Origin of the sequence: Polaribacter litorisediminis, from assembly GCF_019968605.1 — a bacterium.
Lineage (GTDB): Bacteria > Bacteroidota > Bacteroidia > Flavobacteriales > Flavobacteriaceae > Polaribacter > Polaribacter litorisediminis.
Window position 1 is genome coordinate 419,213 of sequence record NZ_CP082966.1, and the last position, 18,349, is coordinate 437,561.

Below are 18,349 nucleotides of genomic sequence, written 5' to 3' on the forward strand. Positions count from 1 at the left end.
GTTTTCATAAATATTTATGAATGCTTATTTAATTTCTTTCATAGCATTGGTAATTAATGTTTTTAAGTGATTTTTGTGTGCTTTTGTAGCCAAATCGCCTGTGCCATTACTTACCCATTTTTTAATCGTATTTAAATTATAAATTGCCATTGATTTTGATGCAATAGAAAATCTATTACTCGCTTTGCCTGTAATCATATCAATCAATCGTTTTGTGTAAACAGCTTGTAAATTTTGACGGAAAGAATTGATACTTCCATACACATCTGGTTTAAACATCATATTATTTAAGTCAGACATAAACGTTTCTAGTTTGTATTCATTTCCATACAATGCAGAGTTTGATACTCTTTGTAGGGTATTTGGATGCATTAAATGCGCTAAAATACTTGTTTGATAGGATAAAACTTGCTCATGAATTTTTGGGTCTTCTGGACCTCCAAAGAAATTGTATCCTCTTCTTTGTTTTGCTAAATAATTATAAACGTCATTTGGAGTATCAAAAGCATCAGGAGCAAAAATGTATTTTTTTAATGCACTCATAGCTCTTTTTTGGTCTGATAAACTTACGGGAGTATACGGTTGTGTTCCTCCTTCTTGACCAAATGTAGCTCTATCAACATACACACCACCAATAAACCTAGAAACAACACCACCTGCAATTCTAGTTTGGCTATGAAGTGTGTTATAAGCTCTTCTTAAATCTTCATAGGTTTCACCTTCTTTTAAGAATTTTGGTTTTAGTTCTTTCATCATGGCGTTTACCAACTCAAATCTGTTCATAGAATAGGTTATTGGATCGTTAGATAAATCACCAATCATTACTCTAGGATCTATTGCTTTTCCTGGAGAACGCATGTCATCTGCATCATTACCAAAAATAAGTTGCGGTTCTGTAGACTTTTCTAAAAGTGCATCTTTTTCAGATTCATTGCTAAAAGGAGTGTATCCAAATTGTATCGCCCAAACATCATAAGGCCCAACAGACATGTCATAATATTGCCCTTGTTTGCTTCTGTCGTTGGTAATGTTAATTCCGGCATAATCCATCACTGAACCAGTTAATGCTTTTCCTTTGATAAAGTCTGCATCTGCTAATTGCTCTGGCGAAAATAATTGACTCGCTTTCATATTATGATTTAAACCAAGTGTATGACCAACTTCGTGCATAATCAAAGATTTCATGCCTTCTTTTTTAATAGCTTCCATCTCTAAATCCGAAGCTCCAGAAGCTTGTAAAACAGCAGTTCCTAATTGTAAATTTTCATGCATTATATGCCCTGCAGAACAGTACATATGGTTTCCTTTTTGCGTATATTTTTCAGCCTCTAATTCTTCAAGAGTTGCTACTTTCATATTAGATGCTGCAGAATTGTATAATTTGTCTGCAAAAACTCTATTGGTAAAATGAACAAACTCTAGCATAATGTCTGAGCCTAAAATTTCTCCAGTTCTTGGGTTTACAAAACTTGGTCCATATCCCCCAAAAGGAGGATTTGGAGAAGACGTCCATCGTAATACATTGTAACGAACATCACCTGCATCCCAATCTGCATCATTGGGTTGCACTTTTACAACCATTGCATTTTTAAAGCCAGCTTTTTCAAAAGCTATATTCCATGCTAAAACACCTTCTTTTATAGTTTCTCTCCATTCTAAAGGCGTTGTATTTTCTATCCACCAAGTAATAGGAGTAACAGGTTCAGATAGTTTTGCAGAAGGATCTTTTTTAACAAGTCTCCATCTATGAATCATATCTCTATAATTAATAGTTTCTGTAGTCGTCATGTCATTCGTCTCCGTTAAAAAATAGCCTACTCTCGCATCATCCATTCTAACATCATAACCTTCTTCTGGCATATTCATAAATGTATGAAAAACTTTAATGGATACGTTTCTACCATCAGTAATGGCAGCAGAACCTCCATTTAAAACAGTAGGATTATTATAAACATATTCCGTTTTTACATTGGTGTTTTCTGGATAGTTTTTAATAGCATTAATTTTTGATTTTGCTTTATCGAATCTGCCTAAACTAAATGAAAAAGGAGATTGGCCAGGGCGTCTTGGACTTTTAATTGTTATAAACGTTTCTGATAAGAAAAGACCTGTAGCATCAATTAAATGCTCACCTTTTTCATCATCACTTGCTAAAATTTTACCACTTGCAATCACAGCATCACTTATGTTGGCTTCAGCAGCTTTCGCAAGGGGACTATCTTTATCAAAATAAAAGGATGTATTTGGGGCAATAAAATCTAACTTATTAAAATATTTGTTAATGTGAAACACGCTAGAACCTTTGTAAGAACCTCTGTAAGCGTTTGCTTCTGTAACACCATCTGCAATTTGTGCAAAATAGATAAAGTCTTTATCTAATTGGTCTTCTTTAACGAGTAGTTTAACATCACCCGTAATGGTATCTTGAAAAATAGTAAATAAACCTTCAATTTTTTTGCTGCTTTTTGTTAAATCAGCAATAGATTTTTCTTTTTTCTTTGGTTTTGGAGCGGGCTTAGAAGTTTGTTCTTTCTTTTTTTCCTTTTTCCAGAACTGAGCATTTGAATCTTGAATTCCTGCAATAGCAAGCGTTAAGAACAAAGAGCAGAAAATTCGTAGCTCTCTAGACTTTAATGTTTTCATATAATGGGTTTTAAATTTGATTAGGCTTCCAAGATACTTTTTAAGTGAGGATCGTATTGTTAATTTTATGATAATTTTTACTAAAATTTGAATTTTATTTTTTTTCTAAAAATGCAATTGTGACTAAATAAAATCAATTTAAATAATACGGATATCTATTAAAGCAATGTTAATGTTTTTTAAAGAATAGAATAAAGCCGTATTTTTATCCTGATGAAAAACAATAAAAAACGCAGAGGATTCGTGTTCAAAACTTATGAAGCTAAGAACGAATCTCCTTTTGAAAAATTATTTGAGATTTTTAAAGAGTTAATTACGCACACTTCTGGCGATTTTGATGAAGCTATAGATTGGTTGCGATCCTTGGATAAGGAATATAATTTAACCGATGAAAATTACACAATTGATGATTTCATTGAAGATTTAAAGAAGAAAGGTTACATTAAAGAAGAAATAAAAGCAGATGGAACAGGAGGAACTAAAATAACTCCAAAAACAGAGCGTGCCATTCGTCAACAAGCATTAAATCAAATTTTTGGTAAAATAAAGAGAAGCGGCGCAGGAAACCATAAAAGTAAATCTTCAGGCATAGGAGATGAGCACACAGGCGATTTTAGAGCCTATCAATTTGGTGATTCGTTAGATAAAATTTCTGTAACTGAAAGTATAAGAAATGCGCAAGTAAATAACGGAATCGATAATTTTAGGCTCACAGAAAACGATTTGGTTGTGGAGGATACCATGCATAAAAGCCAAATGAGTACTATTTTAATGATTGATATTAGCCATTCCATGATTTTATATGGTGAAGATAGAATTACGCCAGCCAAAAAAGTAGCCATGGCGTTGGCAGAATTAATTACTACTCGTTATCCGAAAGATACGTTAGATATTATTGTTTTTGGAAACGATGCGTGGCCTATAAAAATTAAAGATTTACCCTATTTACAAGTAGGTCCTTATCATACAAACACCGTTGCAGGTTTGCAATTAGCCATGGATTTATTGCGTAGAAAAAGAAATACCAATAAACAAATATTTATGATTACTGACGGAAAACCAAGTTGCTTGCGTTTACCAGACGGTCAGTATTATAAAAACAGTAACGGTTTAGATGCGTATATTGTTGATAAATGTTACGGAATGGCGCAGCAAGCCAGAAAATTACACATTCCGATTACTACTTTTATGATTGCACAAGATCCTTATTTAATGCAGTTTGTAAAAGCTTTTACAAAAGCAAATCAAGGAAAAGCATTTTATACCGGATTAAAAGGTTTAGGAGAAATGATTTTTGAAGATTACGAAACCAATAGAAAGAAAAGGATAAAATAAATCCCATCTGCCTTTTAGGCATCTTCCCAAAGGGAAGAGTTGAGTAAGTTTGAGGAAAGAAAATGAAAATAAATAATTATTAACATACAAATAAACACAACAGTGTTTCCTTTCCTTTGGAAAGGATTAAGGATAGGAATATGAATTTACAAAGTATAGTTACACTTGGAGAATTAGTAAAATCAGGATACAAATCAAAATCAATTAAAGACGAGTTAAGAGAAAACTTAATCAGTAAAATGATGAGTAAAGAAACTGTTTTTAAAGGGATTCATGGATATGAAAATACGGTAATTCCTGAGTTAGAAAGAGCTATTTTAAGCAAACACAATATCAATTTATTAGGATTAAGAGGACAAGCTAAAACACGTTTAGCAAGATTGATGGTGAATTTATTAGATGAATATATACCCGTGGTGGAAGGTTCAGAAATAAATGATGATCCGCTAAATCCGATTTCAAGATTTGCCATTGAACTGATCAAAGAAAAAGGAGATGAAACGCCGATTTATTGGTTGCACAGAGATGAACGCTTTGCCGAAAAATTAGCAACGCCAGATGTAACAGTTGCCGATATTATTGGGGACGTAGATCCTATAAAAGCGGCCAATTTAAAGTTGAGTTATGCAGATGATCGAGTACTACATTACGGAATGATTCCGAGAGCAAATCGATGTATTTTTGTAATCAATGAATTGCCAGATTTGCAAGCTAGAATTCAGGTTGCCTTGTTTAATATTTTACAAGAAGGTGATATCCAAATCCGTGGATTTAAAATGCGATTAAATTTAGATATGCAGTTTGTGTTTACGGCAAATCCAGAAGATTATACCAACAGAGGTAGCATCGTAACTCCTTTAAAAGATAGAATTGGTTCGCAAATTTTAACACATTATCCAGAAGATATAGAAACGGCAAAAACAATTACGCAGCAAGAAACTGATAAGGCAAGTTCTCAAAAAGAGTTTATTCAGGTTCCTGAATTGGCGAGAGATTTGTTAGAGCAAATTGTTTTTGAAGCTAGAGATAGTGAATTTATTGACGCTAAAAGTGGTGTAAGTGCAAGATTGAGTATTACTGCTTTCGAAAATTTATTGAGCACAGCAGAAAGAAGAGCATTGCTTTCTGGGGATTCTAAAACAATGATACGTTTAAGTGATTTTGACGGAATTATTCCGGCAATTACGGGTAAAGTAGAGTTGGTTTATGAAGGCGAACAAGAAGGTGCTGAAGCGGTTGCGGAAACACTAATTAAAAATGCTATCAAAAAATTATTCCCATCGTATTTTCCTGAAATTAAGAAATTACAAAAACAAGATGTAGAAACTCCTTATGATGATATTGTATCCTGGTTTTTTAATGCGGATGAGGATTTTGAATTATTAGATGAATTTACAGAAGCACAGTACAAGAATGAACTTGATAAAATTAAACCTTTAGATGTTTTTCTTACAGAGCATCAACCTAATATGAATATGGAGGATGCTTATTTTGTAAAAGAGTTTTTATTGTGGGCGTTAGTTGAGTTTAAAAAGTTGAGCAAACATCGATTTACAGAAGGCACTCAATTTAAAGATCCGTATGGGAGTTTTATAAGCGGACTTTAGGAAATCGAATATTTTTTTTTGAACCCTTTCTGATTTTAAAGTTAGAAAGGGTTTTTTGCATTGAAAATTAAAGTCTTGCCTATTTTTATAACAATTTTAGAACATGCATAATATGCGGTATTTATATCAATTCTGCATTGAAATGACCATAATAAAACGCCCTTTTTTCCTTTCTATTTCAAAATAAGAAGAAACTGTAACGAATGCTATGCTTTATTTTTCAATTTTCTATAAAGAAAAAAATCATCATTTTATTTTACAGTAATTTCAAAATAGAATTGGTATTAAATTTAACAAAGTGCTTCGTGTAAGCATTCTTACAGATAGTTGTTAACACTAAAATTGACGCTGAAAATAGTAGTAGAATAAATTTTTTTCAGCGTCAATAAGAAAAGAAGACAAAAAAACTACTTAAAAATTAAAAGCTAATAAGTTTAAACTATTTGATAAAGTTTTATCCAAAACTGTTTTAAAAGGATTGTTTATAAAAGAATATATATTGTTACCAATTTGTAATTCTAAATCTTCAGAAATAGTATGTTTTACGTTAAGAATATCTACCAACTCAGGATAATTACTAGAATATTCTAAATTTTTATCACCATACGTTATAGCTTCAGCGATCAATTCATCTTGTATTATTTTAGAAGAAATCAATTTATTTATAAATTTTTGATTGGCTACTATGATGATGCTTTTTTTAGATGCTGAGCTTTCTTTAGAAGATGCAACCTCTTCAATAATTAAAAATTTAGTTTTAGCGTTTTTATCTAAATCAGAAAGTAAAGAAGTTAAACTTTTATCATTAATTTCTTTTAAAGAAAATTTACCTTCATTAACATTAATTCTCTTTTCAAATTCTATTGGAACTACCTCTTGAAATTTTAATAATTTGGCATCTTCCATTGTTGTTAAAGAGAAGGCTGTCTTATTTTCGTTATTAAATACTTCTATTGCATTCGAAGAGTTTTCTTGTGCAAAGGAGATTGAAACTAGTACTGTAAAACAAATAGATAGTATATTTTTCATAATCGGTAGTTTATATTACAAATATAATAGTAATACTTTCATTTTTGAAAATATAAATTTTGGTTTAACATATTTTTAACCTTTTTTGTAGTAGGCAAAAAGGGTGAAATCGAGATTATAAATTTTACAATATTCTTATTTTTAGTATGCTATATTCTGTTTATTATATTTATCACATATTAAAAATAGGACTATGATAAAAGTATAGAAGCCAAGACAAATTAGTTCGGTATGAGTTTATTTATCATATAAAATTTCCATAATTTGGGGGTTTAGAGATAATTTTAAAATATATTTTATGATAGTTAAGAATGTAAAGGAAGAGAATGTGATAAAATTATTATCTTTTGACATAGATAATACGCTAATCGATTTCCATACCTATAAGAGTAATTTTACAAAAACTTGGATGAAATATGGAAAGGATATAGACATTATTGTTACTTATAATACCGGCAGATTAATAGAGGATGTTTTAAATCTTATTGATCAAGGCGTCTTGCCAAGTCCAGATTATATTATTTCTGGAGTCGGAACCCATATTTACAATTTTAGAGAAAAAAGTGTTGAAAAAGAATTCAATGATGTACTAGATGATGGTTGGAATTTAGAAGCGGTAGAGAATATTGTCAACAAAATAAACCATCCTATTAGTGAGCAACCTAGTAAATTTCAGCACTCTTATAAGCGGAGTTACTTTTTCCATGATGCTAGCGAAGAACTTATAGAGCGTGTAGCGCAAGATTTTGCAAATGCAGATATGGATGTAAATGTAATTTATTCGGGTAATAAATTTTTAGATGTTTTGCCAAAATGGGCTAATAAAGGAAATGCTTTAATGTGGTTATTGCGAAGACTGAGTTTAAAAACAAATCAAGTTTTAGTGGCAGGGGATAGTGGAAATGATTCTGCAATGTTCGATTTAAAGGATGTTTCCGGAATCGTAGTTGCAAATGCTCATGAAGAATTATATCATTACACAAAACATAAAAAAGTATTTCATACAGAAAAAGAACAGGGTGATGGTATTATTGAAGGTTTAATTTATTTTAAGATTTTACCAAAAGATGCTTTAGAACATAACAATATAGACCATTCAGAAGATTTTTTTATCAAAAAAGAGTTAGACAATATTGCTTTAGAAGATGATAGCGAGAAAATTGCGCTGATTCAAGAGGGGTATGAAAAAGCGATTGAAGCTTTGCGTAAAAATATAACACCATTGGGTTTTTCTGCATGTTCTATACCTGATAATATTACCCACGGAACCGATGAAAATTACCATTCTGTTTGGGCAAGAGATGGCGCGATTACAGTAATTGGCTCGCTTTCTTTAATTGCTGATGAAGAAATTCATCAATGTCAACGTCAAACTTTGATTACTTTATTAGAACATATTTCTAGAAATGGTCAAATTCCTGCAAATGTAAGGCTAAAAGACCAAGAGCCAGATTATTCTGGAGTTGGTGGTATTTGCTCTATAGATAGTGGTATTTGGGTGGTGATTGCTTTTTATGAATATGTTAATGTTACAAAAGATATTCAATTTTTAAGAAAATATATTGGTGATATAAAAGAAACTATGAGATGGTTGGGCGCGCATGATAGTAACAATGATGCACTTTTAGAAATTCCTGAAGCTGGCGATTGGACCGATTTATTTGGTAGAAGTTATAATATTTTATACGATGAAATTTTGTGGTATCGATCTAATGTTTGTTTCGGACGCCTATTAGAAATGTTAGGAAATCATGAAGAAGCTGGGGAATATATCAGATGGTCTCAAGTGATTAAAAAAGAAATTGTTCAAAATTTTTGGCCCTCAACGAAGCAGCAATTATTTCAATCAGTTTCTTTTGCCGAAAAGCAATTTACTTTAGGAGATACTTCCTACTTAATTGCGCAAACAACACCTTTCGATTTTAGTTGGCGTTGTGATGTTTTAGGGAATATTTTAGCCTTTTTACACGGAACAATAGATTCAGAAAAAGCACATCAAACCTTTAAATTTATGTTGGGAGTTGGTGCTAATGATCCATTTCCTGTTGCAAATGTATATCCTGTTGTAAGTCCAGGAGATCCAGATTGGAAACCGTATTACACTGTAAATTTACTAAACCTACCCAATCATTATCATAACGGAGGTATTTGGCCCTTTGTAGGTGGGTTTTGGGTAAAATATGTAAATAAGCTTGGCTTTAGAGATATTGCAATTGCAGAATTACACAAACTAGCACTCTTAAATAAGGAAGGTATTAGTAATGAATGGGAATTTACAGAATGGGCACATGGTGTTACAGGTAAGCCCATGGGGAAAGCATATCAGGCTTGGTCTGCAGCTCAATACATTGCAGCATGTCATGATTTAAAAATAACAAAAATTAAAATGAAAAAATAAAAACTATGAAATCAATTTTAATGATCTCTTTACATGGATATGTAGGAGCCAACGCAGAATTAGGAAAACCAGATACAGGTGGACAAGTAGTTTATGTTTTAGAATTAGCAGAGAGATTTAGTAGGCTAGGTAAACAAGTAGATTTGGTGACGCGGCAATTTGAGGATCAACCCGAATATGATGTTGTAAATGAAAATTACAGCGTTTGGAGAATCCCTTTTGGCGGTAAAAAATTCATCCGAAAAGAAGACATGCACGACCATTTAAAAAAGTTCGTTACAAATTGTTTAGCAGCCATAAAAAAGGAAAATAAAAAGTATGATGTGGTATATTCTCATTATTGGGATGCTGGCTGGGCAGGACAAAAAATTTCTGAAGAACTGGGTATTTCTCATGTACATACGCCACATTCTTTAGGTTGGTGGAAACAGCATTCTATGGGAAGTGATATGGATGAACAAGAAATGGAAAAAACATACCGTTTTAAAGAACGTATTAGAAAAGAATATTTTGTGTTTCAGATGTGTAATTTTGTCATTGCAACCACGCTACCGCAAGTAGATTTGTTAGTAGAGCAATATGATATGCTTCCTAAAAATTGTAGTATGATTCCTCCTGGAATTGATGAAAATCGATTTTATCCGATGCCTTCAAAAGAAGAAAACAAAATCCGTGCAAAATACGACATCAAATCTACAGATATTTTGGCTCTGGGAAGAATGGCGCATAATAAAGGATATGATTTATTGATTAAAGCACTACCCACTGTTTTTGAGTTATGCCCGGAAGCAAGGTTAGTAGCTTGTATTGGAGGAGATTCTAAACAAGATCAGGAAGGAATTGAGACCTTGAAAAAGTTAGCCACAGAATTAGGGATTATGGATAAAATTAAATGGAATAATTATATCGAGGATAAAGATTTAGCAAATGTTTATAGGTCTGCTTGTATTTTTGCAATGCCTTCTCGATATGAACCTTTCGGAATGGTTGCCATTGAAGCTATGGCTTGTGGAACACCAAGTGTTGTGACCGTTCATGGTGGTTTGTGCGATTTAATTGATTTCGGAAATCAAGCATTATTTGCAGATCCGCATAGACCAGTAGAATTTGGAGCTATGATGGCAATGCCGCTTTTATATCCTACTTTACGTAACGAAATGTCTGTAGAAGGCGCACGTTTTGCTAGACGTAATTTTGGCTGGACAGGAATTGCAAAACGCATGCTAGCCATTTTTAGAAGTTCTATCAATCAAAGATCTTCAGAGTCTAATATTTATTAAAAAAGTTTATGTTACATATTGTTTGTTTTGGTGAGGTTTTATGGGATGTATTTCCAACGCATAAAAAAATAGGAGGTGCGCCTTTAAATGTGGCAATTCGCTTAAAATCCTATCACAATAAGGTTGCCATGGTAAGTGCTGTTGGCAATGATGAATTGGGAAGCTTAATTTTAAAATATTTAGAAGAAACAGGCATACAATCAGATCAAGTGCAAGTTTTAGATAATTTTACCACTGGTGAAGTTGCAGTAAAACTTAATGCAAAAGGCTCCGCTAGTTATGACATTATCTATCCAAAAGCATGGGATAAAATAGCAGGTACAAGTGATGTAAAATCGCTTGTAGAAACATCCAATGCTTTTGTTTTTGGTAGTTTAATTGCTAGAGATGAGGTTTCTAAAACAACCTTAGATCAACTTTTAGAAGTTGCAAAATATAAAATTTTTGATGTAAACTTGCGGCCACCTTTTTATAGCAAAGAACTTTTAATTGAATTGATGAACAAAGCAGATTTTATAAAATTTAATGATGAGGAATTGTATCTCGTAGCTGAGTATTTAGGTTCTAAATATCATAATTTAGAGCAAAACATTCACTTTATATTAGAAAAAACAAACACAAAAGATATTTGTGTTACAAAAGGCGAGCACGGTGCTGTTTTGTTTTATAACAATCAGCTGTATTATAACAGTGGTTATAAAATTGAGGTTGCAGATACCGTGGGTTCAGGCGATTCTTTTTTAGCATCCTTAATTTATAAATTATTATCTGGTGTACCTCCACAAGAATCTATTGATTTTAGTTGTGCTGTTGGTGCATTAGTGGCTAGTAAAAGCGGTGCAAATCCTATGATTTCAAATGAAGAAATAGAGCGTTTTATCAATCCTTAAAAAAAAGTATTTATTTACTTATTTTTGGAAAATTTCCCTTTTTTATACTTTTTACTTGGAATAGAATTTAATATAAATGGAATAGATACTAAACCATTTTTTGTAGGTTTTTGCACAACAAAATGCAAATGAGGTTCTGTACTCATTCCTGTATTTCCAGAGTAACCAATTACTTGACCTTTTTTTACAAGATCACCTTTTTCTACAATTGCTCCATTCTTTTTTAAATGTACATATTGAGAAAATGTTCCGTCTTTATGACCAATTAGGATATAATTGGCATCATCATAGTATTTTTTATCTTTTCCGCCAATATTAGAGTTCCCTTTAATTCTTATAACCATACCATCTCTAATAGCACAAACTGTTTGACCAATATTCATTTTAAGATCGATGGCATATTTAGAAAAACTACCTTTATGTGTAAACTTGGTATTTTGTCCTTGTAAAATTTTATAACGCTTGCCTTTTAAAAAAGGCAAACCGTAGTTGTATAAAGTATCGTATTTTTTGATGGATGATACTCCATAAAATAACTTAAAGTCATAGTTTTTTATAATGGAAGTGGTATCAATTTCCGAAGTGTGAAATTGTAAAACTTTAACGGTATCAGGTTTTTGAAAGTCTAAAAAACGTTCTGTTTTTAATTTTTTATTGATAATTTTTAAGAATGTTTTTCCTAAAACAGGATTTTTACAAACAACATTTATAGAATCATTTTTTGTTTCAAAAGAGATAAAGCTAGGTTTTTTCGGTTTCTCTTGACAAGAAAATATCATCATGAAAAAAAGAAAAAACCTAACAAACATTTATCGCATAATTTTATTAGGAAAAACCACCACACTTTCATGACCATTTTCGCCAACGGCAGCAACTCCAAAAAAGAAGTTATCGATTACAATTCCTTCTAAAGTAAATTCTGTAGTTTCTACATATCTAGAGTTGTCCCAAGTAGGAGACGTAGTGTCTCTCCAATAAATTTTATAACCTTTTGCCCCATCAACTTTATTCCATTTTAATTTAGCTGATGCTTCTACAATTCCGCCAATAGCAACTTCACTTGGAGCAGGAGGAGCCCAAGCCAAACTAGCCAAGTTTATTGCATTTACTGCTGTTAGCTTTTTAGCATACGGGAAATTTACATGCTCAAAAGTATCACCATATTTAATGCCATTTTCAACTCTAATGTCTTGATGTTGTTGCGTGTAGTTTTCATGAGCTTCCATAATTCGAATTCCGGCAAAGCCTAAATCATTAAAAGGTCTATGATGACCGCCACGTCCAAATCGATCTAGTCTATAAATCATCATCGGATTCATTTCTGGCATATACGTTTTCGTTTGTTTATGAATATATCTTGCCAATTGTCTTGAAATTCCGTCAACTTCACCACCATAAAAACGACGCATTCTTCGTTGTCTTTCGGTTTCGTTTGCAGGCACCGGCTCGGAGAAAATTCTAAAAGCTCTATTATCAATTACACCATCAACTCCGGTTATATTTCCAATCATGTCATTATTTAAAATCCCGATAATTTCCCAACCTTTATCTTTTGCATATTTTGCCAAACCGGCACCTCCAAAAAGGCCTTGCTCTTCGCCAGATAAGCCGACATAAATAATACTGCTTTCAAATTTATATTTAGATAAAACTCTGGCAGCTTCAATGGTTCCTGCCATTCCAGAAGCATTGTCATTCGCACCTGGCGCATCTTTGGTAAAGTTAGATCCGTCACTATTTCTAGAGTCGATATCGCCACTCATAATAACATATTTATTGGGGTATTTTGTACCTTTTTGAATGGCAACGACATTAACAACATAAGCATCATGAGGCACTCTATTACTCATCTCTGTAGTTACCAAATCTTTCTGATAAAATACATCAATGCAGTTATCACAATTTTTAGAAATGGTCTCGAATTCAGCTTTGATCCATCTTCTTGCAGCGCCAATTCCACGAGTGTCTGAAATGGTGTCTGAAAAGGTGTTTCTGGTACCAAACTCGGTTAATGTTTTTACGTCAGCTCGCAATCTATCCTCAGAAACATTGTTGATGATGTCATAAATTTTTTGATCTGTTTGTGCTGAAATTGCAATTGTAAAAAATGCGAATAAAATGGTTATTTTCTTCATTTTTAAAGTGTGTATGGTTTTTATTGTGTTAATGAAAAATCAAATTATGCTTTAAAGATACAGCCCTTTTTGCCAATAAAAAAACCACTTCAAAATTTTGAAGTGGTTTTGTAAATTTATTAAGATTTACTTATTCTTTATCCAGTTGCTTAGTTAAGTTAAAGCCTACAAATAAACCGATACCAGACATTAAAAATATAGTTCCTGGATATGCAACTTCTTCATCTACTCCTAAACTATAATGTAAAATTGAAGCGATAAAAATACCCACACCCACACCTATTAATAAAACGGATAAATTTAAGATGAATACTTTCCAAAAAGGGGCTGCATTTTTTGCTATACCCTTCATAAAAATAGTCGCATCGGCTCCTTTCTCTATCAAAGCTAAACGCTCTTTGTTTCTTGTTGAAAGGTATAAATAAAATACTCCAAAAATGGTTCCAAAAATTACTGCTAAAATTGCTACTTCCATAAATTATTATTTTAAAATTTAAATGATTAATTTTTATTGTGTTTGTAGCTTTGACGATTCCTTTTAAGATAAGGTTACAAAAAAAATTAAATATATTTATAGGATAAAGAAAAACAGGATACAAAGTTCAGAAGTTTGCGCTGACTTTTAAGGTTGTTTTTCAGGTTATACCATCTACAACTTGAATTTATTGCAATAAAATGCCCTTTTTCACTTTCTTTATCATTTACAAAATAAACCGTAGCCACGGCTAAGCTGTATGTTTTAAATTTGAATAAGGAAAAAAATCACTATTTTATTTTAGGGTAAATTCAAATCATAAATGGTATACGTTATGTTGATGTTCATTTGGGATGAGGCACCTTAATTTTAATTGGTTATTTTGGAGGGCGTAGTATTTAAAAATAAATCAATAAAAAGTGTAACCTTGTATAAGTTACATCCGTCAAACATAAAATGACTACAACTAACGACCAACTATATATTGATAAAGTCATCAAAGGAGACGTAAATGCGTTTACACATCTTGTTGATGCATATAAAAACATGGTGTTTAGCTTGGCGTTTAAAATGACGAAGAATAGGGAAGAAGCAGAGGAAATCACACAAGATACATTTATCAAGGCATATAAAAATTTAAGCAAGTTTAAAGGTGATTCCAAATTTTCTACTTGGCTGTATAGAATTACATATCATTCGTGTTTAGATGCTATCAAAAAAAATAAAAATCATAACAAAACTTTTGAAATTAACGAGGTTACTTTTAACCAAATAAAAGCTGTAGATCATATTTTAGAGTGTATAGAAAGAAAAGAACGTGCTAAAATAATGGACGAGTGTCTTTTAAAATTACCCAAAGAGGAACGCGCTATTATTTGGATGTTTTATTATGATGAGTTATCTTTAAAAGAAATTATGAAAGTAACTGCTTTTTCTGAAACCAATTTAAAAGTGAAATTGCACAGAGCTAGAAAAAAATTAGTTGGAATAGTAGAAGAAAATTTTGAACCCGAAAGTATAAACCATTATGGAAGAAGATAAACACATAGACGAATTAGATGCTTTTGCAAAAAAATATGTAAAAGAGATAAAACAAGAGAAAACTTCATTCAATTTTACAGCCTCTCTAATGGATAAAATTGTTATGGAAGATAAAAAAAGTGTTTATAAAACAACTGCTTTAATTTCTAAAAAAGTTTGGTTTATTTTGGCCTGTATATTTACTGCATTTCTTTTTGTACCTTTTAAAGGATCAGAAAAAGGATTGATAAAAATTATTGAAATAGATTTCTCTTTTATTCATAAAATTCAGATTCCTACTATTTTTGATGCAATTTCAGTATCAAATATAACATTTTTTGCAATCTTACTTTTTGGTTTTATGATGATGATACAAGTTGTTTTTCTGAAAAATCATTTTGAAAAAAGAATGCATGAATAGTATAAATGTTACCTTTACTACATAAAAGTTACACTTACAATTTTGCCATTTTCCATTTTATAAATGGCTACAGCTTTAAAAGTACTGCCATTAGCAGTAACCAGTTCATGATCGATAACTTGATCTTTATAAACGATTCTCTTTAAAAGTTTGCAATGTAAATCTGGCGTATTTTTAAAAAAGCTTTCATATCGTTTTCTCATTTTTTCGATTCCTTCATAGCTTAATTTATTCGGAAAATTATACACTTTTACATCTTTAGCAAATGGTTTTAAAAAAGCATCAATATTTCTGTTGTTATAACCTGCTAATTGTTCTTCTGCTAAATATTCGGGAGAAACCTCTGATACGATAGCTATTTTAGTACTTAATGAGTTTACACTTATTCTAGAAATATTATTAATATTTTCATCAATAAATCTGAAAAATAAATTTGGTTTTTTATCCTTTTTAGGATTAAATTTATAAATTGAATTGCCCATAGACATTAATAAAGTTCCATTAATTAACCAAGTAATGTCCTCAGATTTACCAATAGAGGTAATCACTTTTATTTCTTTTGTTTCAGGATTTAAGGATTTTAATAGCCAATAGTCTTTGTTCTCTTTGCTAATAAAGCTAACTAAATTAGTGTTTGGTATTTTATGAATAGAACGTCCCACTATTTTTGCAACGGTTGTATAGATTTTCTTTTTTAAATCGGAAACAATTAAATGTAAACTATCATGTACGATCACAGAGGCAACTAGGGTATTTTTATCAAACCAAGCTGGGTACGCCACTTTTAAATCTGGAATAATTTCTTTGTCTTTTCCTGTTTTAAAATTGTATTCATAAAAACGTTGCAAGCCATCATCATCCAATCGAACCGCAGAAACATTTTTAGAGTTTGGAATTTTCTGTGGGGAATATTCTCCTCCATTTTTGGTGTTATTTATATAAATCAATTGATGGTCTCTTATATTATATTTTGCAATATCTGTTTGTCCATTTCTTTCAGACGCAAACAAAACAAGATTATCATTATAAAAATAAGGTTGACTGTCATATCCTTTATTGTTAGAAATATTTTTTCCATTGATCAATTTGTAGTTGTCTCCTGAAACTTCAATGTCAAAAAGATGAATTTCTGTATTAACTTGTGCGGTAATTAGTGAAGTAATAAATAAAAATAGGAAAAGTATTTTTTTCATTTTTGTATACTTAATGTTGTTAATATGTTCAATTATTTGCTGGCTTCAATCCATTGGTCAATTTTGTTTTCTAATAAAGCTAAAGGAATACAACCTGTTTCTAAAATTTGATTATGGAATTGTCGAATATCAAATTTTTCTCCTAAAGAAGTTTTTGCTTTTGCACGCAATTCTCTAATTTTTAACTGCCCAATTTTATAAGATAATGCTTGTCCAGGCATCGCCATATAACGTTCAATTTCAGAGGTAATTCCGGCTTCAGATTCAGCTTCATTGTCTAAAGAATATTGTATCGCTTTTTCTCTAGACCAGCCTTTTGCATGTATTCCGGTATCTACTACTAATCGAATTGCTCTGTGCATTTCCATCCCTAACATCCCAAAATATTGGTAAGGATCTGTATATAAACCCAATTCTTTTCCTAAATTCTCTGTATATAAAGCCCAACCTTCACCATAAGCACTATACCAAAGTGTTTTTCTAAAAGCGGGTAAAGTTGTACTTTCTTGCGTTAAAGAAATTTGATAATGATGCCCTGGAATGGCTTCGTGTAAAAATAAAGCTTCATCTTGAAAACCATTATAAGTTATGGCATTTGGAATTGGAACATAGAAAACACCAGGTTTAGAGCCGTCTAAGGGTCCAGGATTGTATTCTGCGCTTGAAGAGGCTTCTCTAAATTTTTCAGTTTGTTTTACTGTAAAAGGAGTTTTTGGTTTTTTATCAAATAACTTTTCTAATTGCGGTTTTATTTTTTCATGAATGGCATTAAAGTTCGCTAAAATTTCTTTTGGCGCTTGATATGGCATTAATTTTTTGTCATTTCTAACTTCATTAAAAAAATCTTTTAGAGAGCCGTTAAATCCAACTTGCTGTTTTATTTTTTCCATTTCTAATAAAATTCTAGCAACCTCTTTTAAGCCCAAATTATGAATTTCATCAGCAGTCATGTTTGTGGTTGTGTAAAATTTTATGGCATGATTGTAATATTCTTTTCCACTCGGAATTGCTGAAATACCACTACTTTCTCTTCCTGCAGATAAATATTCTGATTTCAAGAATATTGCCAAAGATTTAAAAGACGGAATTAATTGATCATTTAAAATTTCTGTATATTTTTTTGTTAAAGCAGCTTTTTCCTCTGCAGAAAAACCTTCTGGTAATATTTTTATGGGTGCATAAAATAAATGCTCAGAAACGTCTACAATTCCTTCTGTAGTTGTATTTACTTTGGTTAAAGTTTCAAACTGAGGAACTACTTTTTTAATTAATGATTTTGGTAAAACATACCCCTCTTCAATTCCTTGTTTCATTCTGGTTTCAGCAGTTTCTAACCAAATAGTATACTGCTCTAATCTCTTTAACCAATTTTCGTAATCTTTAACTGTTTTAAACGGTTGCGCACTAGAACCACTTGCTAATTGACCCATGGTTAAATTAATAGACCACATTTGATTTATGGGTAATAAAACATCATTTTTAAAACTACTTTGTGCTAAAGCCATTTTACAATCCCAAGCTAAAACAGCCTTACTCATTTTTTGGCTTTCTGTTAAATCAGCATCTTTAAAGTTGGTAAGTTTAGTTTTAAAATCTAAATAAAAACTTTTTAAACTTTCTTGATAATCATCGGATAAAAAATTTGGGAAATAATCATTATATCTGCTATCACCGGCAAAAGTAGCATTCATAACGGGGTTTATTTTTAATTTACCTTCATTATAATCTACTAAAAGCTGATTGAAATCGGCATTTTCTTTTGAGATTGATGTCTCTTTATTTTTTTGATTACAAGAAATAAAAAGTAAAAGTGTCGCTAAAAAAGCAAGTTTTATTTTTTTCATACTATGTAGTTTTATCTTTATAAAGGTACTAAAAAAGAAAAACCTCAATCAAGAGGTTTTAAATATTTGTAAAAGTTAA

The 18,349-nt window shown here is 31.4% G+C and carries 14 protein-coding genes; 7 read left to right on the forward strand and 7 right to left on the reverse strand.

Annotated elements, in window-relative coordinates:
• Positions 1-24: 24 nt before the first annotated feature.
• Positions 25-2,643, reverse strand: coding sequence for a zinc-dependent metalloprotease (locus K8354_RS01815; protein WP_223444951.1), 2,619 nt, complete (start codon positions 2,641-2,643; stop codon positions 25-27).
• Positions 2,644-2,856: 213 nt separating this feature from the next.
• Here K8354_RS01815 and K8354_RS01820 point away from each other — a divergent pair, with 213 nt between their 5' ends.
• Positions 2,857-3,978, forward strand: a complete 1,122-nt coding sequence (locus K8354_RS01820) for a vWA domain-containing protein (RefSeq protein ID WP_223444953.1) — start codon at positions 2,857-2,859, stop codon at positions 3,976-3,978.
• A gap of 140 nt (positions 3,979-4,118) precedes the next feature.
• Positions 4,119-5,585: a sigma 54-interacting transcriptional regulator gene (locus tag K8354_RS01825; RefSeq protein WP_223444955.1), complete on the forward strand. Its 1,467-nt coding sequence runs from the start codon at positions 4,119-4,121 to the stop codon at positions 5,583-5,585.
• 411 nt (positions 5,586-5,996) lie between these two features.
• Here the strand turns inward: K8354_RS01825 and K8354_RS01830 are convergent, their stop codons facing one another.
• The gene (locus tag K8354_RS01830) at positions 5,997-6,614 is read right to left on the reverse strand and encodes a hypothetical protein (protein WP_223444957.1); all 618 of its coding nucleotides are present in this window, start codon (positions 6,612-6,614) and stop codon (positions 5,997-5,999) included.
• Between the two features lie 298 nt (positions 6,615-6,912).
• On the opposite strand from K8354_RS01830, the gene K8354_RS01835 reads away from it, so the two are divergent.
• From K8354_RS01835 to K8354_RS01845, 3 genes are read left to right on the forward strand one after another with little or no spacing between them, the layout of a single operon-like run.
• Positions 6,913-9,012, forward strand: a complete 2,100-nt coding sequence (locus tag K8354_RS01835; RefSeq protein ID WP_223444959.1) for an HAD-IIB family hydrolase — start codon at positions 6,913-6,915, stop codon at positions 9,010-9,012.
• 5 nt (positions 9,013-9,017) lie between these two features.
• Positions 9,018-10,292, forward strand: coding sequence for a glycosyltransferase (locus tag K8354_RS01840; RefSeq protein ID WP_223444961.1), 1,275 nt, complete (start codon positions 9,018-9,020; stop codon positions 10,290-10,292).
• An 8-nt stretch (positions 10,293-10,300) separates the two neighbouring features.
• Entirely contained in the window at positions 10,301-11,182 is an 882-nt protein-coding gene (locus tag K8354_RS01845) for a carbohydrate kinase family protein (protein WP_223444963.1), read from the forward strand.
• Positions 11,183-11,196: 14 nt separating this feature from the next.
• Here K8354_RS01845 and K8354_RS18640 read toward each other — a convergent pair whose 3' ends face one another.
• The 3 genes from K8354_RS18640 to K8354_RS01860 form a co-directional block, all read right to left on the reverse strand.
• A complete protein-coding gene (locus K8354_RS18640; protein ID WP_302850521.1) occupies positions 11,197-11,964 on the reverse strand; it encodes a M23 family metallopeptidase in 768 nt (255 codons plus the stop codon).
• Between the two features lie 27 nt (positions 11,965-11,991).
• Positions 11,992-13,317, reverse strand: coding sequence for a M28 family peptidase (locus K8354_RS01855; protein ID WP_223444965.1), 1,326 nt, complete (start codon positions 13,315-13,317; stop codon positions 11,992-11,994).
• A 130-nt stretch (positions 13,318-13,447) separates the two neighbouring features.
• Positions 13,448-13,792: a DUF6249 domain-containing protein gene (locus K8354_RS01860; protein ID WP_223444967.1), complete on the reverse strand. Its 345-nt coding sequence runs from the start codon at positions 13,790-13,792 to the stop codon at positions 13,448-13,450.
• Between the two features lie 456 nt (positions 13,793-14,248).
• On the opposite strand from K8354_RS01860, the gene K8354_RS01865 reads away from it, so the two are divergent.
• Positions 14,249-14,833 carry an RNA polymerase sigma factor gene (locus K8354_RS01865; RefSeq protein ID WP_223444969.1) on the forward strand — a complete coding sequence of 195 codons (585 nt, stop codon included), beginning with the start codon at positions 14,249-14,251 and terminating at the stop codon, positions 14,831-14,833.
• A complete protein-coding gene (locus K8354_RS01870; protein WP_223444971.1) occupies positions 14,820-15,233 on the forward strand; it encodes a hypothetical protein in 414 nt (137 codons plus the stop codon). The genes K8354_RS01865 and K8354_RS01870 overlap by 14 nt, the downstream gene beginning before the upstream one ends.
• A gap of 17 nt (positions 15,234-15,250) precedes the next feature.
• On the opposite strand, the gene K8354_RS01875 is transcribed toward K8354_RS01870, so the two are convergent.
• Together K8354_RS01875 and K8354_RS01880 are read right to left on the reverse strand one after the other, a co-directional pair.
• Positions 15,251-16,426, reverse strand: a complete 1,176-nt coding sequence (locus K8354_RS01875; RefSeq protein WP_223444973.1) for a nuclear transport factor 2 family protein — start codon at positions 16,424-16,426, stop codon at positions 15,251-15,253.
• A 32-nt stretch (positions 16,427-16,458) separates the two neighbouring features.
• A complete protein-coding gene (locus tag K8354_RS01880; protein WP_223444975.1) occupies positions 16,459-18,270 on the reverse strand; it encodes a DUF885 domain-containing protein in 1,812 nt (603 codons plus the stop codon).
• Positions 18,271-18,349: the final 79 nt, after the last annotated feature.